This window comes from Nitrospina watsonii (assembly GCF_946900835.1).
In the GTDB taxonomy this organism is placed as follows: Bacteria; Nitrospinota; Nitrospinia; order Nitrospinales; family Nitrospinaceae; genus Nitrospina; species Nitrospina watsonii.
On sequence record NZ_OX336137.1, the window covers coordinates 327,132 to 348,515 of the forward strand.

The window sequence follows — 21,384 nt, forward strand, 5'->3', positions numbered from 1 at the left end:
ATTGGGAAAAAACCGAAAACGCAGCCTCGCCGGGAAAACCGGGAAATCGCGTGGCAGGAGAGGTTTGTTTTTGCGGAGGGATCAGGCGCCGGTGCCCAGGCGGTGGCCGGGGATGAGGTGCTGGCGGATGTAATCGCGTACACCCTCTTCCAGCGATGACAGGCTGCGGTTGTAACCCGCTTCACGGATTTTCCGCATGTCGGCGCAGGTGTGGTATTGATACTGGTCGCGGATGGAGGGCGGCATGTCGATATATTCGATGAACGGTTTCTCACCCATGGCGTCGAAGATGGCGCGGGCCAGGTCGTTCCAGTTGCGCGCCGTGCCCGAACCGATGTTGAACAGGCCGTTGACCTCCGGGTGATCGTAAAAGAACAGCGTCATGGCGACGGCGTCCTTGATGTACACAAAGTCGCGTTCCTGTCCGCCGTCGGCGTATTCGGGGCGGTAGGATTTGAACAGGCGGATGCGCCCGGTCTCTTTTACCTGCAAATGACCTTTCAATACCATGCTGCGCATGTCTTCCTTGTGGTACTCGTTGGGACCGAAGACGTTGAAATATTTCAGCCCGACGATCTGTTGCAGCAGGCCTTCATCGCGCGCCCAGACATCGAAACGGTGTTTGCTGTGGCCGTAGGGGTTGAGTGGCTGGAGGGTGTCGAGTGCGGCTTCGTCGTCGGTATAACCCTGCTCGCCGTTGCCGTAGGTGGCGGCGCTGGAGGCGTAGATGTAGCGCGCGCCCTGGTCGAGGGCGAAGTGCGCCAGCGTGCGTGTGTATTCCAGGTTGTTGGCGCGCAGAAAGGCTTCATCGGTTTCCGTGGTGGACGAGCAGGCGCCCATGTGAAAGATCGCGTCCACGTTGCCGGGCAACCGGTTTTCGCGCACGGCGGCGATGAACGCGTCGCGGTCCATGAACTGCGAATAGGTCAGGCTCTCCAGGTTTTTCTTTTTTTCCGGGTGGTCGTCGATATCGACGATCAACACGTCGTCGAGCCCGCGCTGGTTGAGTTCGTGCACCAGGGCGCTGCCGATGAACCCGGCTCCTCCTGTAACGATGATCATGTTTATTTGGCTTTGGGTTGGGTGGTGGTTTGTAATCGTTTGTGCATCACGCTCCAGTCCGCTTCCGGCAATACCGGGAGCGGTGCGGACCCGGCGCTCTGCGACAGGGTTTCCAGCATCTTAACACGGTCCTGGGCGGCGGGGTGGGTGGACAGGTACTTCATCCATTCCGCGGTCTCGCCCGTCTTGTCCTGAATCGCCTGCAACATCTCCCGCTCTTGCTTTTGCAGCTTTTCAAAGATGCGCACCATGCCTTTGGGATCGATGCGGGCGGCGACCATCATCTCCATGCCGGAGCGGTCCGCTTCCGTTTCCATGTTGCGGCTGAAGCGCAGGCTGTCGAGTTGTCCCGCGGTATTCAAAACCGTGTTCATGACGCTGTTGGCGTCGCCGACCATCAGGGACAGCAGCGTGCCGGAAGCCAGCTGGCGGATGATACCGCGAGTTGAGTGGCGGCGCAACACGTGTTGGAACTCGTGGGCCAGCACTCCGGCCAGTTCTTCCGGCGAGGCGGACTGGTTGAGCAATCCCTGAAACACGACGACGATGCCGCCGGGCAGGGCCAGCGCATTGACCTGCATCGACGGATGGATGTAAACGCGGAAGTGGTAAGGCTGGCCGGGAACGGTGGCCAGCAGGCGTTCGGTGATGGCATCCATCAGTTTTTTCTGTTGCCCGGCAGGAGCCTGCGGCGTGTTCTGGAACATGCTGTCGAACACCGTCTGGCCCAGCTTCGCCTCCCATTCCGGCGGCACGTTCTCGGCCACCTGGTCGGACAGGGCCGGAATGGCGACGGTCCAGACTCCATACAAGAGGAACGGAATGCAGAGGGCGGCCAGCCACAACAGCAGGCGGCGGCTGCGGGCGTGTTTGGGCCGGGACCAGAAACTGCCGAGTTTCTCCGGCGCCACCTGCTCCACCCGTTCCAGAAAGGCGGCGTCTTCGATCAACAACTGTTCGGTGATGGGTTGGGGGGTGTCGCGGGTGATGCGTTCCAGATGGGTGGAGGTCTTGCCCTTGCCGGCAGGCGTCAACCGGATGTCCGCATAGGGCCACAGAATCTGGTGGCCGCTTTTGAAACGCAGGACCAGGTGCTCGGCGGTGGGTTGGACCTGCGCGGGGTGCTTGTTAGCGGTCCGGCCGTCGAAATACCAGGCACGGAATACCGGCGGTTTGGTTCCCATACGGCGTTCCTTTGCGGGGAAGGGAAATCTCAGCCGAAATCGAGCGGGATGTCCAGCGCGTCGAGGCCGCCTTCGCTGATGACGCCGCTTTTCTGCATGTCCTGGATCACCCGGTTCATGTCGATCGCACCTTCAAAGGAAAGGTGCGTCGCCAGGAACTGCTGCTGTCGGCACAACACCCAGGCGTAGCCGATGCCCAGCGTGAAGAGCAGGATCAGCAGGTTTCCGAATTGGAGCTTGAACATCTCCCAGCCGGTGGCGGTGAACTTGAAGGATCCGCTGCCGAAATGCGTGTGGCCCCAGTTGTAGCGGGACATGTACGCCTGCCACCAGGGGATGTTGAGGCCCGCTGTGGGCACGAACAACAGGACGAACAGCAGGAACTTGCTGAAAATATCCTTGCCCTGCCCGGTGTAATGAAACGTTTGGTTGCCGAAGTGTGAATTGCCGACCCAGAAGTTTTTGATCTTGGCCAGAAAGAACGGATAGTACAGGCCCACCGTGAACAGAGTCATCATGTAGCCGACGAAATAATTGAGCATGGCCTGGCCGCGTTTGCCACGGAATGAGAAACGGATGTTGCGCAGCGAGGTGCGCGTCAACCGGTAGCGGTAGGCGCCCACCATGAGGGCCGGGATCAGCAGCAGGAACATCAGACCGAGAGCGGGTTCGACGACCTCGCGCGAGCCGGGGCCGAGATACATCTGCAGGGCGGTGCCCGCCGCGCCCAGCACAATCAGGATGATGGAAAAGAACGCGGCGCCGCGAAACAGTTCACCGCCGGTGCCGTGATACGAAAAATAATCCTTGTTGAACGACGTGTGCTCCAGCGTGTAGCGGCGCACTTTGGTCTTGGCCCAGAAGGAGTAGATGCCCAGGGTCAGGATGGTGAGGAGGGTGTTGACGAATATGATGCGGAACAGCTCGCCGCCGACGCCGCGGAATTCCACCCGGTACACCTTTTGCGGGCCGGTCGGAACCGGTGCCTCGTCCAGCGTGTCCGCCGGAGGCACGTCGTCGAACTCCTCGTCCAGTAGCGTGTCCGCCGGGCTGTCGCCGTAGTCCCCGGCATCGAGAGCGTCGTCATGCATCGCCTGTCCATTGTCGCCCATGCCGGCGGTTGCGTACTCCGGATCTTCATAATCAGCGGTCTGGGTGGCCGTTTGGGCGTCCGTCGGGATCAACTCCACAGCGAACCCCTGGGTCGAGAGATACCGGTCCACATTGCCGGCGTTGAGGGAATCGAGGGGGTCGGCAAACCGCCAGGGAATGCCCTTGCTGACCTGCTTGACGATCTGCTCCGCTTCTTTCTGGCTCAGGGCGAAGATGGTCGCCAAACGAAATGCCGCATGATCGGTATCGGGCCCCGCCCAGGAATTCAGGCTGATGTATTGATTCATGGTTCCCATTCCCCTCTGGATGAGCTGTTTCAGGCTTACTGTTTCGGGTTGCCTTCAGAGTCGTAGTCCGACGCGTCGAAATCCGAATCCTGTATGGAATCGATTTCTGCTTCCAATTCGGCGTCCATTCGGGATTGCATGTCGTCGTGCATGTCGGCATTCATCTCCGCATCCATGTGCGAGGGCATGTCGTCGTCCATGTCTGCGACCGTTTCCATCATTTCCGGCTCCGGTTTTTTCTTGCGCGAGAACAAACCGCCGAGCTTGGCCATCAGGCCCTTGAACATCCCGCCTTTTGCTTTTTCGGGAGACGCCGCATCGGGGATGGGTTCACGACTGCCCCCTTTGACGATGGCGGGAATGGTCTCGACCTCGAAACCGAGATCGCCGAGGAAGTTTTTCGCGACTTCGGACTGCTGGTCGGACACCTGGTAATCAAATTGCCAAGGGTTGCCGTTGGCCAGGAGGTCCACAATGGGTCCTGCTTCTTCCGCACTCATGCGAAACACACGGGCCATTTTATCGGTGGCTTCTTCCTGATCGATGCCCACCCAACCGTTCAGTAAAAGATAATGGCTCATCTTCCTCGCTCCTCGATTAAGTTAAATGGTTGGATTGTTTGATCTTATTAGTATCAACGATTCAGCGGGAAAAGCCAAGTAAAAATAAGGAGCCGCGTGGCGAACCCCGATATTTTGGGAATTTACAGGTTTGGAACCTGCGGGATCAGATGTGCCGTTCAGGCAGGGTCCGTTCGCGGCGGATCACCGGCGGCGCCTGCCAGGAGCGACGCCATCAAACAATGATCCAGCCATGGTGCCTCGTTACCGGTGAAGCAGGTCTTGCGGGAGAATAGAGAGAGGGGACGTGCTGGGACGTCAGTAAAAATCATAGGCGACGCGGGGCTGGGTCCAGCCCAGAAACCCGTCGTCTTCCGGAATGCCGGTGAACTTGTCCGATTCGCGGACCCACGTTTCCGGCTGATCCCAGTTGTCGCCGAAGTGGTACAGGTATGTCTTGGCGCGGATTTCCGGACTGAGGGTCATGAGCTCTTCGTAGGCAGCGTGAACACCGCCCTTGAACAACTGGCAGTCGTGGAACATGATCTCGGCTTCCTGCGAAAACCGCTCCGGGTATTCCTTGTCGAACATGGTGTCGCCGGAGATCCACACGCGGCGGTTGATGTACAGGCCGCAACACCACTGGGATTCATCGACGCTGTCGGCGGAGTCGGGGAAATGCCGGGTGCGCATCAGGATCACTTCGATCGGCCCGTGCTGGTACACCCAGCATTTGCGGCCGAGCACCTGAAAGGCTTTGGGCCGCAGGATTTCAAAAAAATCGTTGAGTTGCAGTGGGCGTCCCTGATCGGCCTCGCAATACTCGGCTCCCCCGGACAGGCTCTTGGTCCACAATATTTCCTGGTAATCGCGCAGAATGACCAGTTCGGGAGGAGACGGTTTGCCGAAATAGCGGTTGGTCAGCATGATCTCTTCGAACCCGCCAATGTGGTCGGCGTGGCTGTGGGTGGGCAGGTAACAACGCACTTTTTTGACGTCCAAACCGACATCATTGAGTGCCAGCGGGCCCTGAGTGCCGCAGTCCATCAGCAGATGATGATCGCCCTGAATGATCAGAATATTGGATTGCCGATTGCGTTTTGCGAATGCCGAACCCACGCCGACGAATACAACCCGCAATGGCCCATCCGTCGTCAAGGGAACGGGATTCTCTTTGCCAAAGGTTTCGGTAATCTTATACATAGATTCGAACCGTTTTTTTTGAAAATTGGGGGGTGAGAACCGCTAATAATTCTGACAAGCCATTTCTATTGTAATATCATGGGAACAAAATTAAAATCAAAATCTTACCCTCTTCCTGTTGTTCCAGGCGAGGGAAAATCAGCGTCTTTCAGGACGTTGGCCCTGCTTTTTTGTGTGAAATGCCAGTGGCCCGCACTAAAATCATTAAAAATGAATGCAAATTCGGTTCCAAATATTTGGATCGCCGATATCTGTTGCCTTGAGATTTTGAGGTCCTTATGAAGCCCTCTGAGCTTTCCAGCATGACACGCCAGCAGTTGCAGGATCTGGCGAAGCGGAAAAAAATTCCCGTTACGTCCAACCTGCGCAAGGAAGAACTGGTCTCCAAGGTGGGGCGCGCGTTGCGCAAACGCGATAAAGAGAAGGCTGCTGCCAAACAGGCGAAGGCGGTCAAAAAAGCGACAGTGAAAACATCCGGCGCGTCTCCGCGCTCCGTTGGAAAATCCACCGCTGCCGGAAAACCCAAGGCGGGCGCGCGGCCGGCCGCAGCCTCCAAAAAAACGAAAGCAACTCCGCAGGCCAAGACCCAACCGCAATCCGCACGCGCTCAAACCGGAACGCCCGGCCAAAAAGCTCCAAAGAAAACGGCAGCGAAAAAGGCTCTCGAGGCCAAAAAGAAAGCCGCGCGCAAGGCCCGCGTTGCACGGACGGAAACTTACCGCCGGTCCACCGCCAAAACGCGCGTGCCGCCGCCCACTAAAGTGGACGCGGAACTGGCGTCGAAATACATCCTCGGTCCGGCGCCCATCCATGACGAGTCGGAACGGGAAGTGCGCATGGACCTGCCCGCGGGCTACGGCGACCACCGGCTGGTGATGATGGTGCGCGACCCCTACTGGGTGCACTGCTACTGGGAGTTGCAGCCACAATACATTGAAGATGCATTGAAGGCGCTCGACCGTTCGATCCAGGAGGTTCACTGGGTGCTGCGCATGTATTCGGGCGCAGGCCGCGATCACTTTTTCGATACGGAGATCAGCCAGTCGGGACGCAGTCACTACGTGCACCTCGCCCCGCCCGGCGCCACGTTCACAGCGGAGATCGGCGTGCGCGACGGACAGGGGCATTACGCCACCGTGGTGCGGTCGAATTCCGTGACGTTGCCCAGGGACCGTCCGTCGAGCAACATGGACGAGCAATGGATGCTGAGCGATGAAGAACTCCACCACCACTACGCGGGGGTGGAGTCGTCGTATCCGGAAGGTGCCGGTCCCTTGGCCGAGACGCGTTCGTCGGAAGGGCAGCCGCAACAGCCGTCCGCCGGGCCGGGGGGCGCCAGCGAGTACCGTCCGCCGTCTTCTTCCAAAAAATAAATTTCAGCCAAAGGATCGCCCATGGCCAAAGGATACCTCGCGCTCGTTTTGCACGCCCACCTGCCGTTCGTCCGCCACCCGGAGTACGACGAGTTTCTGGAAGAGGACTGGCTGTACCAGGCCATCACCGAAACCTACATCCCGCTCATCCGCATGTTCCGTGGGCTGGCGCACGACAAGGTGCCGTTTCAACTCACCATGTCGTTGACGCCGACCTTGATCTCCATGCTCAGCGACCCGCTTCTGCAAGGGCGTTACGTGCGCTACCTCGATCGCACGCTGGAGCTGGCGAACAAGGAAATCGACCGCACCCGCCACGAACCGGATTTTTACAACGTCGCCATGATGTACAAGGAACGGCTGGAAGCCTCGCGCGATCTGTTCTGCAACCAGTACCTCGAAAACCTGGTCAACGCGTTCGTCGAGTTTCAGGATCGCGGTCATCTGGAGCTCATCACCTGCGGCGCCACGCACGGCTACCTGCCGCTGATGAACGGGAATGTGAACGCCATGCGGGCGCAGATCCGCACCGCCGTACGCACGCACGAAGTCTATCTGGGACGCAAGCCGCCGGGCATCTGGCTGCCCGAATGCGCCTACGTGCCGGGCGTCGAGGAGATTTTGAAATCGGAAGGCATCGGCTATTTCTTTGTGGACACGCACGGCATTCTCTATGCCGAGCCGAAACCGAAGTACGGCGTCTATGCGCCGGTGTTCTGTCCCAACGGCGTCGCCGCCTTCGCCCGCGATGTGGAATCGTCGAAACAGGTGTGGAGTTCGAAGGAAGGGTATCCCGGCGATTTCGATTACCGCGACTTTTACCGCGACATCGGTTTCGATCTCGATTACGACTACATCAAGCCCTACATCGCCTCCACCGGCGACCGCAAGATGACCGGCCTCAAGTACCACCGCATCACCGGCGACACCGACCGCAAGCAGCCGTATCATCCTTACCGCGCACTGGATAAAACGGCGGAGCACGCGGGCAACTTCATGTTCAACCGCGAGCGGCAGGTCGAGCATTTGAACGGACTCATGAGCAAGCCGCCGATTGTGGTCGCGCCGTACGACGCCGAACTGTTCGGCCACTGGTGGTTCGAAGGTCCGGACTTCCTCAACCACCTCATCCGCAAGATTGCGCACGACACGGAGATCGTCGAACTCACCACGCCGGGCGCGCATCTGGGACGGTTTCCGAAGAATCAGGTGGTGCAGCCGTGCATGTCGAGTTGGGGATACAAAGGCTATCACGAGCACTGGATGAGCGGCGAGAACGACTGGGTGTACCGTCACCTGCACAAGGCCGCCGAGCGCATGGTGGAACTGGCGGAAAAACATCCGAATGCCAACGGCGTCGTGGAGCGCGCGCTCAACCAGGCGGCGCGGGAGTTGCTGCTGGCGCAGGCCAGCGACTGGGCGTTCATCATGTTCGCCGGCACCATGGTCGAGTACGCCGTCAAGCGCACCAAGGATCACCTGTGGCGCTTCACCAAACTGTACGAAGACATCCACAGCCGTCACATCGACGAAGTCTGGCTGCAAGACCTCGAACTGCGCGACAGCGCCTTCCCCTTCATCGACTACCGCGCGTATTTGTGATCCGCCGCGTTGCGTTTAAATAAACAAAACCACCGATGCACACAGATAAAACATAGATCCTTCACTGCGTTCAGGATGACACGCTAAAGGCTGATTTGTCATTCCGAGCGCCAGCGAGGAATCTATGGTTTGTTTTTAAGATGCTTTTATTAGGCGCTCTCCCAGCGAACGGCGTCCACAGGCCCAATTCAAAATTCAATCTCCCTCAACGAGGCAAAGCCTCGGCTCCCCCTTCTCCGAAGGGGGCTGGGGGGCTTTTTCCTTATCTGTCATCCTGAGCGTCAGCGAAGGATTGCAATGACGTATTGAGAAAATCAGGAATATATAGATTCTTCACTCCGCCAGAATGACGATTCAGATTCCAGTGTGTCATTCTGAGGAGCGTCCGCGACGAAGAATCTATGTTTTATCTGTGTGCATCGGTGTCCATCTGTGGTTCCTGTTTTTGGGGTCCGGGCCCACCGGCCATCGCAGCGCCCACCGGGCAGTACCCAGCTGCATCCGGATGCAATCCGGAAAAATCTTTTAGAATTGTATGATTTTAAAGCCTTTGGGCGTGGATTTCATCCTGATTCCAAGCTATAATTTTCTTATCTCAAACCCCGGATTGTATCTAAGTTTATGAAATATTTGATAGTTCTCGCCAATGGCTTGAGCGACCATCCCATTGCCGAGCGTGACAACAAGACGCCGCTGACGCTGGCGGACACCCCGAACCTGGATCGCATTGCGGCCGAAGGGCGTACCGGGTCCGTGCGCACGGTGCCGGAAGGCCTGCCCGCGGGCGGCGAGGTGTCGTGTCTGTCGCTTTTGGGTTACGACCCAGAGAAGCATGGTGCCGGCGCCGCCGAGTACGTGGCGCATGCGCTGGGCGTGGAGGTGAAAAGCAACGAAGTGCCCTTGTGCTGCGATTTCATCATCCTGCAAACCAGCCACAACGACATGATCGTGAAAGATTTCACCGCCGGGCAACTGTCGGACCACGACGCGGGCATGTTGATCGAGGCTTTGCAGGACAAGGTGATGGCCGAAGGCGTGGTGACCTTCCATTCCGGCAAGGGGTATCACAATTTGATGGTGATGGAGAGCGCGCCGTTTCCCTCCCGCCTCATGCCGCCGAATGAATTGATCGGCGAGGGCATTCGTCAGCACATTCCGCAGGACGCTCCGTACCGCGATTTGGTCAACATCATGAACCAGGCGCAGATCATCCTGCATAACCATGGGCTCAACCGCAAGCGCATGGCGGATGGCGGTGACGCGGTCAACAGCGTCTGGTTCTGGGGCAATGCCAACGGACGCAACCGGCAACCGCTGCCAGAATTTTTCAGCCGCTTCGAGAAAAAAGGCGCGGTGGTGACGGCGTCGCTTTTGATGCAGGGCATCGCCCGCCAGGCGGGCATGACGGTTTTGCAAGTTGAGGGCGCGACGGGTTTTGCCGATACCAATTATAAAGGAAAGGTCGATGCGGCCATCACGGCGCTTGAAACGCACGACGTGGTTTACCTGCATATGACCGGCGCGGAGATCGTGTCTCTGCAAGGCAACATCGACGACAAGATCGCCGCCATTGAGGACATGGATGAACAGGTGCTGGAACCGATCCTGCACTTTCTGGAAACGCGCAAGGACGTCACCCTGCTGGTCACGGAAAACCACATGAGCAGTGTCGATCGCATGCGTTACGATAGCGGACCGGTGCCGCTCGCCGTGTATCCGCCGGCGAAGGGCAAGGACGCCACCGCAAAATTTGACGAGGACCTGGTGCAGAACGGAGCGGAACATTTTAAAGACGGTCCGGCGCTCATCGAAGCGTTGCTGAAAGGAGCGTTGTGAACCGAACTCTGGTGGTACAGAAATACGGCGGCACCTCGGTGGGGTCGCTGGACAACATCCGCCGCGTGGCGCGCCGGGTCAAAATGGCGTGGGAAGCCGGGCAGAACGTGCTGGTGGTGGTCTCGGCCATGGCCGGAGAAACCGATAAGTTGCTGGGCATGGCGAACGAGTTGTCGGAGCGACCCGAACGGCGGGAGATCGACCTGCTGCTTTCGTCCGGCGAGCGGGTATCGAGCGCGCTGTTGTCGATTGCGCTGCACGCCATCGGCTGTCCGGCGGTGGCGTTGACGGGACGGCAGATGGGCCTGCTGACCGACAATTCGCACACCCGCGCCCGCATCAAACAGATCGAGGCGCACCGCGCGCAGGAAGTGCTCGGCCGCAACCACGTGGTGGTGTGTGCCGGGTTCCAGGGCATCAATGAACTGGGCGATGTCACCACGCTGGGCCGGGGGGGATCGGACACCTCCGCCGTGGCGCTGGCGGTGGCGGTGAAGGCCGACCGGTGCGAGATTTATACCGACGTCAAAGGGGTTTACACCGCCGATCCGCGGGTGGTGCCCAACGCCCGCAAGCTGCATGTGGTATCCTTTGATGAAATGCTGGAGATGGCCAGCCTGGGCGCGAAGGTGCTGCAACTGCGCTGTGTCGAGTTTGCCAAAAATTTCAACATTCCCCTGGTCGTGAGATCCTCTTTTGACGAGGAAGACGAGGGAACGTATATCTGCAAGGAGTGTCCCGATATGGAAGAGCCCGTCGTCTCCGGGGTCATGTACGACAAGGATCAATCGAAGATCACCGTCAAGGGCGTGCCGGACCGGCCGGGCGTGGCGGCGAAACTGTTCAGTGCGCTGGCGGCGGAATCGCTGTCCGTGGACATGATCATCCAGAACGTCAGCGCCGAAGGCCACACGGACATTTCCTTCACGCTGCCGACCGCGCACCTGAAGGAAGCCGAGCCGATCGTGGACTCGGTGGCCAAGGCGATCCAGGCGCGGAGCGTGGAGTCGGACTCGCAGATCTCGAAAATTTCAGTGGTGGGTGCGGGCATGCGCAGCCATTTCGGGGTTGCGGCGCGTATTTTTCAGACGTTGTCGGATGAAGGCATCAACGTCATCATGATCAGCACGTCGGAGATCCGTGTCTCCTGCGTCATTGAAAAGAAATACACGGAGTTGGCGGTGCGTTCCCTGCACGACGCCTTCAACCTGGAACACGAACCCGAACGCGTGGTCGAACCGGAACCGGCGTCCTCCGTCGATCCCGGCGACACGGTTTGAGCAAAACCATGACAACGATCAAAATCTACGACACCACATTGCGCGATGGTTCTCAGGCCGAGGACATCACCTTCACGGTGGAAGATAAAATCCGCATCGCCCACAAGCTGGACGAAAACGGTTTCCACTACATCGAAGGCGGCTGGCCGGGGTCCAATCCGAAGGACGTGGACTTCTTCGACAAGGTGAAGCATTCCACCTTCAAGCAGGCGAAGATCGTTGCGTTTGGCAGCACGCGTTCACCGCGCAAGAAAGCGGATCAGGACCCGAATCTCAACCATCTTTTGCGCGCGGGCACGGAGGTGGTCACCATCTTCGGTAAAAGTTGGGACATGCACGTCAAGCAGGCGTTGGAAACGGACCTCGATGAAAACCTGCGTATGGTGGCGGAAAGCATCCGGTTCCTGAAACAACGCACGAGCGAGGTGCTGTTCGATGCGGAACATTTTTTCGACGGCTACAAGAAAAATCCCGAGTACGCGTTCAAGGTCATCAAGGAAGCGGAACGCGCTGGTGCGGACTGGATTGTGTTGTGCGACACCAACGGCGGTTCCATGCCGTGGGAAGTGCATTCGATTTTTGAAACGGTGGCGGGAGAGATCAAAACGAAACTCGGCGTGCACACGCACAACGATTCCGAACTGGGCGTGGCCAATGCGCTGGCCGCGGTGAAGGCGGGCGCGCTTCAAGTTCAGGGTACGGTCAATGGTTATGGCGAACGCTGCGGCAACTGCAACCTCGTCTCGGTGGTGCCCAATCTGAAACTGAAGATGGGTCTGGACTGCCTCAGCGACGAACACATGAAGAAGTTGAAGGCCCTGTCGTCGTTCGTGGATGAGTTGGCCAACCGTTCGCATTGGAACCATCAGCCGTTCGTCGGCAAGAGTGCGTTCGCGCACAAGGGTGGCGTGCACGTTTCCGCCATCCGCAAAAACCGCGAAACCTACGAGCACATCGATCCTGAAAAGGTGGGCAACCAGACGCGAATCCTGGTGTCGGATCTCTCCGGCAAGAGCAACATCGTGTTCAAGGCGCAGGAGTTTGGCCTGGACATCGATTCCAAAGACCCCAAGGTGCAGGAGCTGCTGGAACAGCTCAAGCGCGCCGAACGGCTGGGTTTCCAGTACGAAGGCGCGGAGGGTTCGTTCGAGTTGATGATGCGCGAGGGCCTCGGCCAGCGTGAAGAGCATTTCGAATTCGTCGGCTTCCGTGTGATCGTCGAAAAACGCCGGGAAGACGAAGCCCCCATTGCCGAAGCCACGGTCAAGGTCAAGGTCAACGGCGTGCAGGAAGTCACCGCGGCGGAGGGCGACGGCCCTGTCAACGCGCTCGACAAGGCGTTGCGCAAGGCGCTGACCCGGTTCTACCCGGAACTGGAAGAGATGAGCCTGTACGATTACAAGGTGCGCATCCTCGACGAACGCAAGGGCACCAGCGCGAAGATCCGTGTGTTGCTCGAATCCGGCGACCACAATTCAAAGTGGGGCACCGTCGGCGTTTCCGAAGACATCATCGAAGCCAGCTGGCAGGCGTTGATCGACGCCATCCTCTACAAGCTGGGCATCGCGTCCCGGCATGAGAAGGTCACTCCGGGAACTCCCGCTCCGTAACGGGTTTTCGTTCTCCTCTCAGACAAACGCAACGACGTTCTACAGGGCCGTCCTGAGGAAGGTGTCCAGGTTGGTGGTGTAGAAAGTGCGCACGCCCTGAGTGGTGTGTTCGTAATCCTCCAGCAAGGCCTCTGCCGCGTCTCCGGTTTCTGAGCGGTAGCCCAGCATGCGCGCCAGCACTTCCAGCATGACGGGGTCTTTCGGCAGATGGTTGGTCGATTGCGGGTTCATCAACCGCAGGCTGCACTCCAGGTTGCGCAGAAACTGATATTGTTTCTGCAGCCGTTCCGCCTGGTCGTGGTGCAGGATGCCGTACGCCGACAGGGTGGAGATGATTTCCAAGGTGTGTGTGGCGCGCAGCTTGGGATTGCGCCGGCCGTGCATCAGTTGCAGGATTTGCACGGTGAATTCGATATCCGCCAGCCCGCCGTGACCCAGTTTTACGTTCCTGCCTTTTTTGCTTTCCTCCGCCAGTTCTTTTTCCATGCGTTCGCGCAGGCGCGCGATTTCGATGAGCGAGCCGTATTCCAGTTTGGAGCGGTAGGTGAAGCGGTGCGCCACCTCCAGAAACCGCTGGCCCAGGTCTTCGTCCCCGGCGATGAAGCGGGCGCGGGTCATCGCCTGCTGTTCCCAGATGCGGCCCCGCGACTCGAAATAATCCCGGTAGCCTTTGAGAGAAAGCACCAGCGCGCCGCGGCTGCCCTCCGGCCGCAGGTCGGTATCGATTTTATAAGCCGGACCGACCGCCGAGCTTTCCGATGAAAGCTGATAGATGCTTTGCGCGATCTGGGAATACAGGGTCACGGCGGGCAGGTCCTCCGCCGGGGCCTCGTCGTCCTGGCCGTAGATGAAGATGATATCGAGGTCGGACCCGAAATTGAGTTCGCGTCCGCCCAGCTTGCCCAGGCCAATGATGGCAAACCGTTCGCGTTTCAGTGTGTCTTTGGCATCGCCCTGCACGCGCTCCCATGCCAGATTGAGCACGGACTTCAGGTAAAGGTCCGCGAGGTTGGACAGGTCCATCAGCGTGCCGGGCAGGTCCGCCTCGTGAATCAGGTAACGCATGCCAATGCGCAATTCCTCCGCCTGCTTGAACCAGCGCAGAGCGAGGTTGCGTTGCTCCAGTGTGTTGCAGGGGTTGAGAATTTCCTGCAACTCGCGCTGCATCTTTTCCGGTGTCTTGAACCGGTACAGCGATTCGACGTTGGACAACACGTCGATGAAGTTGGGCTGCTTGATCAAAAACGCGGAGAGTGTTTCGCTGGCGCCGAACAGGATGAGCAGCAACTCCAGAAATTTTTCATTGTCGTTCAACAGCGCTAGATAACTCTCGCGGGCTTTGCTGGCCTCGAGAAATTTGACTAGGTTTTCCACGGCGGCATTGGCATTCGGCGCCTGGCGGCAGCGGCCCAAAATTTTGGGCAGCACTTTGTAGAAGATGTGGATGCCGCGTTCCGTTGCCGGTTGCGATGTGGAGCCGTCGCGCAGGGAACAGAAAAATTGATAGGCGCGTTTGGGGTCGGCGAACGGGAATTGTTCCAGGTACTCTTCGGAAAACCGGCTTTCGATGTCCTGACGCGCGTCCCATTTTTGGGATGTGTTGTGCGCCGCCTTCTGATCCTCGTCGGCGGAGAACAGCTGGCTGAACAGGGCGCCGACAAACTGCGTGTGGCGGTTGAATTCCTCATGCAATCGATCGGCCAGCTCTTGCGGGGTCTCGGCCTCGAATCCCATTTTGCGGGCAAGCACCGCCTGGCTGCGCGTCTTTTTCGGGATGCTGTAGGTTTGCAGGCCAAAGGCCAGTTGCACGCGGTTCTCCAGATTGCGCAGAAAAATATACGCATCGTGCAGCTTCCGATAGTCGTCTTCTTCGAAATATTCCCGTTCCTTGAGTTTTGCCAGCGTGGTCAGTGTGCTGGCATCGCGCAGGCTGGAGTCGCGGCCCCCGAACAACAATTGATAGGACTGGATGATGAATTCGATTTCGCGGATGCCGCCGAACCCCAGTTTGATGTTGCCTTTTTCCTGTTTCTTTTGCTTCAGGTTGGCGTCCACCTTGCGCTTCAGGGATTTCACTTCCTCGATGGAGTTGAAGTCGAGCGTTTTGCGGTACACGAACGGCCGGATCATGGAAAAAAACTGCGAGCCCAACCGTTCGCTGCCGGCGGACACGCGGGCCTTGATCAGCGCCTGTCGTTCCCAGGTGCGTCCCACCGATTCGTAATAGGTTTCGCAAAAGGAAAGAGAATGCGCGATCTCGCCGCTCTGGCCTTCCGGCCGCAGGTTCAAATCGACACGGAACACGTTGCCCTCTGCCGTGATTTCGTTGATGGTGCGGGTGATGTGTTGGCCCAGCTTGGTGTGGAACTCGTAGCTCGTGATGGGGCCGACGGTGGGCGTGATTCCGTTTTGCGGCTGCGTTTCGCCCTGCCCACTGGTGTAGATATAGATGAGGTCGATGTCCGAACTGTAATTCAGTTCGCGTCCGCCCAGCTTGCCCATCGACAGGATGGCGAACTCGGATTCTTTTTCCGTGTCATCGATATCGCGGAAAAGAGGGACGCCGTGTTTGGCGACCAACTCGCGATGCGCGTATTCGTAAGCGACTTGCAGGCACACGTCGGCGAGGTCCGACAGGTTTTCCAATGTCTCCCGGGTGCCGGCAAGGCCCATGAGATCGCGCAAACCGATGCGGATGTATTCCCGTTTTTTGAATGTGCGCAGCAAGGACGGCGTCGTGGTTTTTGGCGGAGACAGATCCTTGAGTGTATAAAAGTCGCGGTAAATCTGGTCCCGGGTCTGGGTCTCGTTCAGTGTGTCCGGTTCGGCGAGCCAGTCGAAAAACTCCGGATGACGGAGCAGCGAGTCGGTCAGAATCTGACTGCCGGAAAACAGGATAATGAGCGCATTCAAAAATTCCGGTTCGCGAGTGAGGAAAGAATAAAAGTACTCCTTGTCTTCCAGTTTCCCGGCGAGCCGCTCGAAATTATTGAGCGCAAGGTCCGGATCGTAGGAATGATCGAGACATTCCAGCAACGATGGAAAAAAAGAAGGGTACAGCTCGGAAAAATTGGCATGGTCTTTCAGCACCATGAGGTTGTGCCAGGCTTTTTTGGCGTCGTCAAAGCCGACGCCGGTCAGCGGCTCGCTCCACGAGTCCGACCAGGTTTCGCCTTGCAGCACGAGGGAACTCAAGCGGGTAACGATGTTCATGATGGAATCGGGCAAGAGGGAATCATGGGCTTCACTTTATCATATAAAAAACCCCTCCGGAATTATCCGGAGGGGTTTTCAAATTCAACCGTGTCGAGCGGGGAGACGCCAGGGACTCCGCCTCTTTACACGTCGTAGTACAGGTAGAACTCGTAAGGATGCGGGCGCAGCCGGACCGGCGCAATCTCATGCTCCTGCTTGTAGGAGATCCAACGGTCGATGATGTCCTGCGTGAACACGTCGCCTTTGAGCAGGTACTCGTGGTCTTCCTCCAGGCACTTCAGCGCTTCCTCAAGAGAAGCCGGCAGGCTCGGGATGTTGGCCAGGTCTTCCGGCCCGAGGGCGTAGATGTCCTTGTCCAGCGGCTCGCCGGGATCGATTTTGTTTTCGATGCCATCGAGGCCCGCCATCAACATGGCCGAGAATGCCAGATAGCCGTTGGCCGAGGGGTCCGGGAACCGGCACTCCATACGCTTGGCTTTGGGGCTCGCCGAATACATGGGAATGCGGACCGAGGCGCTGCGGTTACGGCTGGAATAAGCCAGGTTGACCGGCGCTTCGTAACCCGGCACCAGCCGTTTGTACGAGTTGTTGGTCGGGGCGGCGAATGCCGCCAGTGAGCGCGAATGTTTCAGAATGCCGCCGATGTAGTGCATGCCCATCTCGCTCATGCCGGCGTAGCTGTTGCCGGCGAACAAGGGCTTGCCGTCTTTCCAGATGCTCTGGTGCACGTGCATGCCGGAGCCGTTGTCTCCATAAATGGGTTTCGGCATGAAGGTCGCGGTCTTGTTATGGCGACGCGCGACGTTCTTGACGATGTACTTGAACCACATCAGGTTGTCGGCGCATTTCACCATGCTGCTGAAACGCATGTCGATTTCGCACTGACCGCCGGAAGCGACTTCATGATGGTGGCATTCCATCGGGATGCCGACCTTCTCCATGAGCAGCAGCATTTCGGTACGGATATCCTGCAGGCTGTCGCTCGGCGCGACCGGGAAATAACCTTCTTTGTGACGCGGCTTGTAACCGAGGTTGGGGCCTTCATCGCGGCCGGTGTTCCAGTTGCCTTCGCGCGAATCGATGTAGTAGGCGGAGCGGTTGATGTCCACTTCGTAACGCACGTCGTCGAAGATGAAAAACTCCGGCTCCGGGCCGAAAAACGCCGTGTCGCCGATGCCCGTCGATTTCAGATACGCTTCCGCTTTCTGCGCGATGTTGCGCGGGTCGCGCGTGTATTTTTCCTTGGTGATCGGATCGACAATGTTGCAGATCATGCTGACGGTGGGAACCTGCATGAAGGGATCCATCACGGCGCTGGAAGCGTCCGGCATGACCAGCATGTCGCTGGCGTTGATGGCCTGCCAGCCGCGGATGCTGGACCCGTCGAACCCCAGTCCTTCTTCAAACAAATGCTCTTCCAGCTCGCTCATGGGAACGCTGAAATGCTGCCATGTACCCAGAAGGTCCATGAACTTCAGGTCCACCATCTCGGCATTTTTATTCTTTGCGAAATCGATTACCTCTTTGGGGGTCATTGTGCTCTCCTCAAGCTTAGATATGGATAATAGTTCAGTACACGGTCGAGGAAATCGGGGTCCATCGCCGGCAGGTGCTTTACAGGGTCAGATGGCTTCTTCGCCACGCTCCCCGGTGCGAATTCGAATGGTGTCAACCAGGTCGGTGACGAAGATTTTGCCGTCGCCGATACGGCCGGTCTGGGCGCTCTTCATGATGGCGTCCACGACGTCGTCGAGCTGGTTGTCCGGGATGATGATTTCCAGCTTGATTTTGGGAAGGAAATCCACGACGTACTCGGCGCCCCGGTACAGTTCGGTATGCCCCTTCTGCCTGCCGAACCCTTTGACCTCGCTCACGGTAATACCTTTGATGCCGATCTCGTTGAGCTTGTCCTTGACCTCGTCGAGCTTGAACGGCTTGATCACTGCCTCCACTTTTTTCATAACATGTCCTCGCGTCGAAATTAACGATCTCCGTTTCCCCGCCAGAAGGCAAAATTGGTGCGTCGGCCTGGTTTGTTGGGGGCAAGCTGGTTTGGATAGGTCGATGGAATGGAACCTTAAACCAAAATCTTCATCCGGGCCAGCAAATTTTAATGAATACGCTGTCGTCCAAGACTTTAGATAGCAAGATAATAAACAATTTTCGTGCCAATCCCTTAAATTTGGGTGCAATTCTTTGGATAGTTTAGTCCTTATAATTCAGCATGTTATTTGTGTGCGGCGGCAAGCCCTCCCACATGGGGGCGGCGATGGACGCAATCATTGCCCTAAAATGCGACAACTCTGGAAACAGTGACTGAAATTGAGGCAATCAGTGCCAGGAAACTTCTTCGGCGAGTTGTTTCAATTGGTTTTCCAACTCCTGCCGGTGGGCTTCCAGCTGGGCGTCGTCGGCGTCGCGGGGAACGGTCACGAACGGTCCGTACTGAACCCGGCAGCGGCTGAAGGGCAGGGGCAGGATGAACCGGTCCCAGCTGTTGAGTTGGATTTTCCAGCGGGCATCCCAGGAAATGGCGGAATAGGGGGCACCGGTTATGCGGCTCAGGTACACGGCTCCCATTTGCGCCACATGCAGGGGACCGCGCGATCCGTCCGCCATGATGCCGATGCTCAAGCCCTGTTTCAGGGCGCGCAGCAGGGAGCGCGAACTGGCGACGGGTTGTTTGTACGACGAGCCGCGCACCACGCGGTACCCCGCCATTTGCGACATGCGGGCGGCGAGGTCGCCGTCGGCGCTGGGACTGATGAGGATGGTCAGGTCTTCCCAGCCGCGCAGGTGGTAATACAACAACCCCAGATGCTGGTGCCAGCAGGTCAGGATGTGCGGTCGGCCATCCATAAAAATTTCCCGCTTCATGTTCGGATCCATGCATTCGATACGCAGGGTTTTGAACCACAGGATCACGATGCTGTACAGGATGGGCGGAAGGATGTGGTTGAAGAGGAGTTTTTTCATCGGCCGGGTGCAGGCGGGTTCAACGAATCGAGAATGTTCTGCGCGATGCGGTCCACCACGCCGGGCTCGCCCAGGGAGCGGCGCACGTCTTTCAGTTGCTGATGAAACCGGGCGGCGCGCTCGGCATCGTTCAGGACCTTCAACGTTTCGTCGGCGATGGCTTTGGGCGTCACCTGTTCGTTCAGCAATTCCGTCGCCACCTGTTCTTCGGCGACGATGTTGATCAGGCCAAACAGGCGGATGTCGGTGAAAAAACGGGCGATGAAGTAGGTCACCGGATGCACCTTGTAAATGATGAGCATCGGGCATTCCAGCAACCCCGCTTCCAGCGTGGCGGAACCGGAAGCCATGATCAGAAAATCGCTGGTGGCCATGACTTCGTAATTGCGCCCGGTGACGATGCGGATTCCCAGCGGGTTTTCGCCGAGGCGGTCGCGAATGAGATCGGGGTCGATGGAGTCGGCGACGGGCAGCAGAAACTGGCAGGCGCCCAGTTCATTGTGGATGATGTGGGCGGCGCCCAGCATGTCCTCCAGCAGAAAGTTGATTTCGCTCATGCGGCTGCCGGGCATGAGGCCGACGGTTTGGACGTTGGGATCGAGCCCGAACTCGCGGAGGGCCTCGTCTTTGGACAGGCGCGGCCGGGCGATGTCCACGAACGGGTGGCCGAGGTACTCCACATCCATGTCCACTTCGCGATAGATGTCTTTTTCGAACGGCAGGATGACGTACATCTTTTTCCCGGTCTCGGCAATGGTGTGGATGCGTCCTTTACGTGAGGCCCACACCTGCGGGCTGATGAAATAGTAAACCGGACAGTTGTAGCGTTTGCACACCTTCGCCAGGCGCAGGTTGAAAAACGGGTAATTGATGAGGATGGCCCCGGCGTACCGGCCCTTGGCGATTTCGCGCGACAGCTTGCGGAAGATGACGAGGTGGTGCCAGAGGTTGCTGAAGAATTCGAACAAGCCCATGCCCCCCATGCGTTGAATGTCGAACAGGGTTTCGACGCCCGCGCTTTGCATGTGGTGGCCGCCGACGCCCTGGAAGGCAAGGCCGGGATGGCGTTGCTTCATGGCGGTGACGAGATTGCCGCCGTGCAGGTCGCCGGAGGCTTCCCCGGCGACGATCAGGAGGCGCTGGGCGGATGCAGTCATGCGGATTCCGGGGGCTGGGGGGTGTCCGCCTGATCGGGCGGGTCCACGCAGATGATGGCGAGGCCTGCCGCATCCGCCATGTCAATCACGGTTTCCTGTTCGATGATCATAACGCGCCCGGCCTCAAGAGCCAGCACCGCCGCCTTGCCCGCGATCAATTGCTCGATGGTTTTCGGTCCAATGCCGGGGCTGTCGAAACGGTAATCCTGATCGGTGCGGCTGACTTTGATGACGGTGCAGCCGCCCTGCGACAGCTCGCAACCGCGGGCGATGGCGTTGTCGGTGCCTTCCACCGCTTCCACGGCGATCACGGTGCCGTCCTTCACCACCAGCGTCTGCCCGATTTCCTGGTCGGCCATGTAGCGGGCGATGGGAAACCCGGTGTCGATATCGGCCAGCGCTTTTTTGGACGGCCGGGTGCGGGTCAACACTCCGGCGGACGGATACAGTTCTTGCATGAAATCCATCTGGTTGAGTACGGTGTAGCCGCGTTTCTCCACTTCCTCAATGATACGGACCAGAATGGTTTTGTCCTGATTGGTGGCCAGAGACATCATGATCTTGAGGGAGACCATGTCGAACATCTGCGGTTGGAACACCATCGCCTTATCGACCTTGCCTAAAATGAGGACGTCGCGGACATGGGTGTCTTCGAGGGCTTTGAAAATCTGTCCGGCTTTGACCGGGCTGATGCAGAAATTTTTTTCGACGTACGGCTTGAGGGTGTCACCAATGGCTTCGGTGAACGACACGGAGATCAGCGGGATGCCGCGCTCCTTCGCCTTGCGGGCGAAGTACACGGGGATGGCCCCGGCGCCGGCGATCAGGCCGATGGGTTGTGCGCTGTCGTGGTTCATGATCGTTGGTTCCCGATGGCGGCGGCGCCCGGCCGGAAAGAATGTGTGGAAGGTGAGGCGCGGCGGGC

Annotated in this window: 16 protein-coding genes; 5 read left to right on the forward strand and 11 right to left on the reverse strand. The window is 58.3% G+C overall.

Annotation, left to right across the window (positions count from 1 at the left end; genetic code table 11):
- Positions 1–81: 81 nt before the first annotated feature.
- The 5 genes from rfaD to QML71_RS01520 all read right to left on the reverse strand — a co-directional run bounded on the left by rfaD (position 82) and on the right by QML71_RS01520 (position 5,409).
- Positions 82–1,062 carry an ADP-glyceromanno-heptose 6-epimerase gene (gene rfaD, locus QML71_RS01500; protein WP_282010129.1) on the reverse strand — a complete coding sequence of 327 codons (981 nt, stop codon included), beginning with the start codon at positions 1,060–1,062 and terminating at the stop codon, positions 82–84.
- 2 nt (positions 1,063–1,064) lie between these two features.
- Positions 1,065–2,246 (reverse strand): M48 family metallopeptidase, encoded by a 1,182-nt coding sequence (locus QML71_RS01505; protein WP_282010130.1) that lies wholly within the window; start codon positions 2,244–2,246, stop codon positions 1,065–1,067.
- Positions 2,247–2,275: 29 nt separating this feature from the next.
- Entirely contained in the window at positions 2,276–3,646 is a 1,371-nt protein-coding gene (locus QML71_RS01510) for a YjgN family protein (RefSeq protein ID WP_282010131.1), read from the reverse strand.
- Between the two features lie 35 nt (positions 3,647–3,681).
- Positions 3,682–4,227, reverse strand: coding sequence for a hypothetical protein (locus QML71_RS01515; protein WP_282010132.1), 546 nt, complete (start codon positions 4,225–4,227; stop codon positions 3,682–3,684).
- Between the two features lie 297 nt (positions 4,228–4,524).
- Positions 4,525–5,409, reverse strand: a complete 885-nt coding sequence (locus QML71_RS01520; protein WP_282010133.1) for an MBL fold metallo-hydrolase — start codon at positions 5,407–5,409, stop codon at positions 4,525–4,527.
- 278 nt (positions 5,410–5,687) lie between these two features.
- On the opposite strand from QML71_RS01520, the gene QML71_RS01525 reads away from it, so the two are divergent.
- The 5 genes from QML71_RS01525 to cimA all read left to right on the forward strand — a co-directional run bounded on the left by QML71_RS01525 (position 5,688) and on the right by cimA (position 13,110).
- Positions 5,688–6,782: a DUF4912 domain-containing protein gene (locus tag QML71_RS01525; RefSeq protein WP_282010134.1), complete on the forward strand. Its 1,095-nt coding sequence runs from the start codon at positions 5,688–5,690 to the stop codon at positions 6,780–6,782.
- 21 nt (positions 6,783–6,803) lie between these two features.
- The gene (locus QML71_RS01530) at positions 6,804–8,384 is read left to right on the forward strand and encodes a glycoside hydrolase family 57 protein (RefSeq protein WP_282010135.1); all 1,581 of its coding nucleotides are present in this window, start codon (positions 6,804–6,806) and stop codon (positions 8,382–8,384) included.
- 621 nt (positions 8,385–9,005) lie between these two features.
- Complete coding sequence (gene apgM / locus QML71_RS01535) at positions 9,006–10,220, forward strand: 2,3-bisphosphoglycerate-independent phosphoglycerate mutase (RefSeq protein WP_282010136.1); 1,215 nt, start codon at positions 9,006–9,008, stop codon at positions 10,218–10,220.
- A complete protein-coding gene (locus QML71_RS01540) occupies positions 10,217–11,500 on the forward strand; it encodes an aspartate kinase (RefSeq protein ID WP_282010137.1) in 1,284 nt (427 codons plus the stop codon). Before apgM ends, QML71_RS01540 begins: the two co-directional genes overlap by 4 nt.
- Before the next feature lie 8 nt (positions 11,501–11,508).
- Positions 11,509–13,110, forward strand: coding sequence for a citramalate synthase (gene cimA, locus QML71_RS01545; protein WP_282010138.1), 1,602 nt, complete (start codon positions 11,509–11,511; stop codon positions 13,108–13,110).
- A gap of 39 nt (positions 13,111–13,149) precedes the next feature.
- Here the strand turns inward: cimA and glnE are convergent, their stop codons facing one another.
- From glnE to QML71_RS01575, 6 genes are all read right to left on the reverse strand, one after another.
- A complete protein-coding gene (gene glnE, locus QML71_RS01550) occupies positions 13,150–16,323 on the reverse strand; it encodes a bifunctional [glutamate--ammonia ligase]-adenylyl-L-tyrosine phosphorylase/[glutamate--ammonia-ligase] adenylyltransferase (RefSeq protein WP_282010139.1) in 3,174 nt (1,057 codons plus the stop codon).
- Between the two features lie 125 nt (positions 16,324–16,448).
- The gene (glnA, locus tag QML71_RS01555) at positions 16,449–17,861 is read right to left on the reverse strand and encodes a type I glutamate--ammonia ligase (RefSeq protein WP_282010140.1); all 1,413 of its coding nucleotides are present in this window, start codon (positions 17,859–17,861) and stop codon (positions 16,449–16,451) included.
- An 87-nt stretch (positions 17,862–17,948) separates the two neighbouring features.
- Positions 17,949–18,287: a P-II family nitrogen regulator gene (locus QML71_RS01560; protein WP_237097422.1), complete on the reverse strand. Its 339-nt coding sequence runs from the start codon at positions 18,285–18,287 to the stop codon at positions 17,949–17,951.
- A 370-nt stretch (positions 18,288–18,657) separates the two neighbouring features.
- On the reverse strand, positions 18,658–19,302 hold the full coding sequence (locus QML71_RS01565; RefSeq protein WP_282010141.1) for a lysophospholipid acyltransferase family protein: 645 nt from the start codon (positions 19,300–19,302) through the stop codon (positions 18,658–18,660).
- Positions 19,299–20,459, reverse strand: a complete 1,161-nt coding sequence (lpxB, locus tag QML71_RS01570; protein WP_282010142.1) for a lipid-A-disaccharide synthase — start codon at positions 20,457–20,459, stop codon at positions 19,299–19,301. The genes QML71_RS01565 and lpxB overlap by 4 nt, the downstream gene beginning before the upstream one ends.
- Positions 20,456–21,316, reverse strand: a complete 861-nt coding sequence (locus QML71_RS01575; protein WP_282010143.1) for an LpxI family protein — start codon at positions 21,314–21,316, stop codon at positions 20,456–20,458. Before QML71_RS01575 ends, lpxB begins: the two co-directional genes overlap by 4 nt.
- Positions 21,317–21,384: the final 68 nt, after the last annotated feature.

Excerpts from the sequence above, each read along its gene's own strand:
- QML71_RS01520 (WP_282010133.1), bottom strand. The coding sequence starts at position 5,409 with ATGTATAAGATTACCGAAACCTTTGGCAAAGAGAATCCCGTTCCCTTG.
- QML71_RS01530 (WP_282010135.1), top strand. The coding sequence starts at position 6,804 with ATGGCCAAAGGATACCTCGCGCTCGTTTTGCACGCCCACCTGCCGTTC.
- apgM (WP_282010136.1), top strand. The coding sequence starts at position 9,006 with ATGAAATATTTGATAGTTCTCGCCAATGGCTTGAGCGACCATCCCATT.
- QML71_RS01525 (WP_282010134.1), top strand. The coding sequence starts at position 5,688 with ATGAAGCCCTCTGAGCTTTCCAGCATGACACGCCAGCAGTTGCAGGAT.
- QML71_RS01575 (WP_282010143.1), bottom strand. The coding sequence starts at position 21,316 with ATGAACCACGACAGCGCACAACCCATCGGCCTGATCGCCGGCGCCGGG.
- lpxB (WP_282010142.1), bottom strand. The coding sequence starts at position 20,459 with ATGACTGCATCCGCCCAGCGCCTCCTGATCGTCGCCGGGGAAGCCTCC.
- cimA (WP_282010138.1), top strand. The coding sequence starts at position 11,509 with ATGACAACGATCAAAATCTACGACACCACATTGCGCGATGGTTCTCAG.
- QML71_RS01560 (WP_237097422.1), bottom strand. The coding sequence starts at position 18,287 with ATGAAAAAAGTGGAGGCAGTGATCAAGCCGTTCAAGCTCGACGAGGTC.
- glnA (WP_282010140.1), bottom strand. The coding sequence starts at position 17,861 with ATGACCCCCAAAGAGGTAATCGATTTCGCAAAGAATAAAAATGCCGAG.
- QML71_RS01505 (WP_282010130.1), bottom strand. The coding sequence starts at position 2,246 with ATGGGAACCAAACCGCCGGTATTCCGTGCCTGGTATTTCGACGGCCGG.
- rfaD (WP_282010129.1), bottom strand. The coding sequence starts at position 1,062 with ATGATCATCGTTACAGGAGGAGCCGGGTTCATCGGCAGCGCCCTGGTG.
- QML71_RS01565 (WP_282010141.1), bottom strand. The coding sequence starts at position 19,302 with ATGAAAAAACTCCTCTTCAACCACATCCTTCCGCCCATCCTGTACAGC.
- QML71_RS01515 (WP_282010132.1), bottom strand. The coding sequence starts at position 4,227 with ATGAGCCATTATCTTTTACTGAACGGTTGGGTGGGCATCGATCAGGAA.
- QML71_RS01510 (WP_282010131.1), bottom strand. The coding sequence starts at position 3,646 with ATGAATCAATACATCAGCCTGAATTCCTGGGCGGGGCCCGATACCGAT.
- glnE (WP_282010139.1), bottom strand. The coding sequence starts at position 16,323 with ATGAACATCGTTACCCGCTTGAGTTCCCTCGTGCTGCAAGGCGAAACC.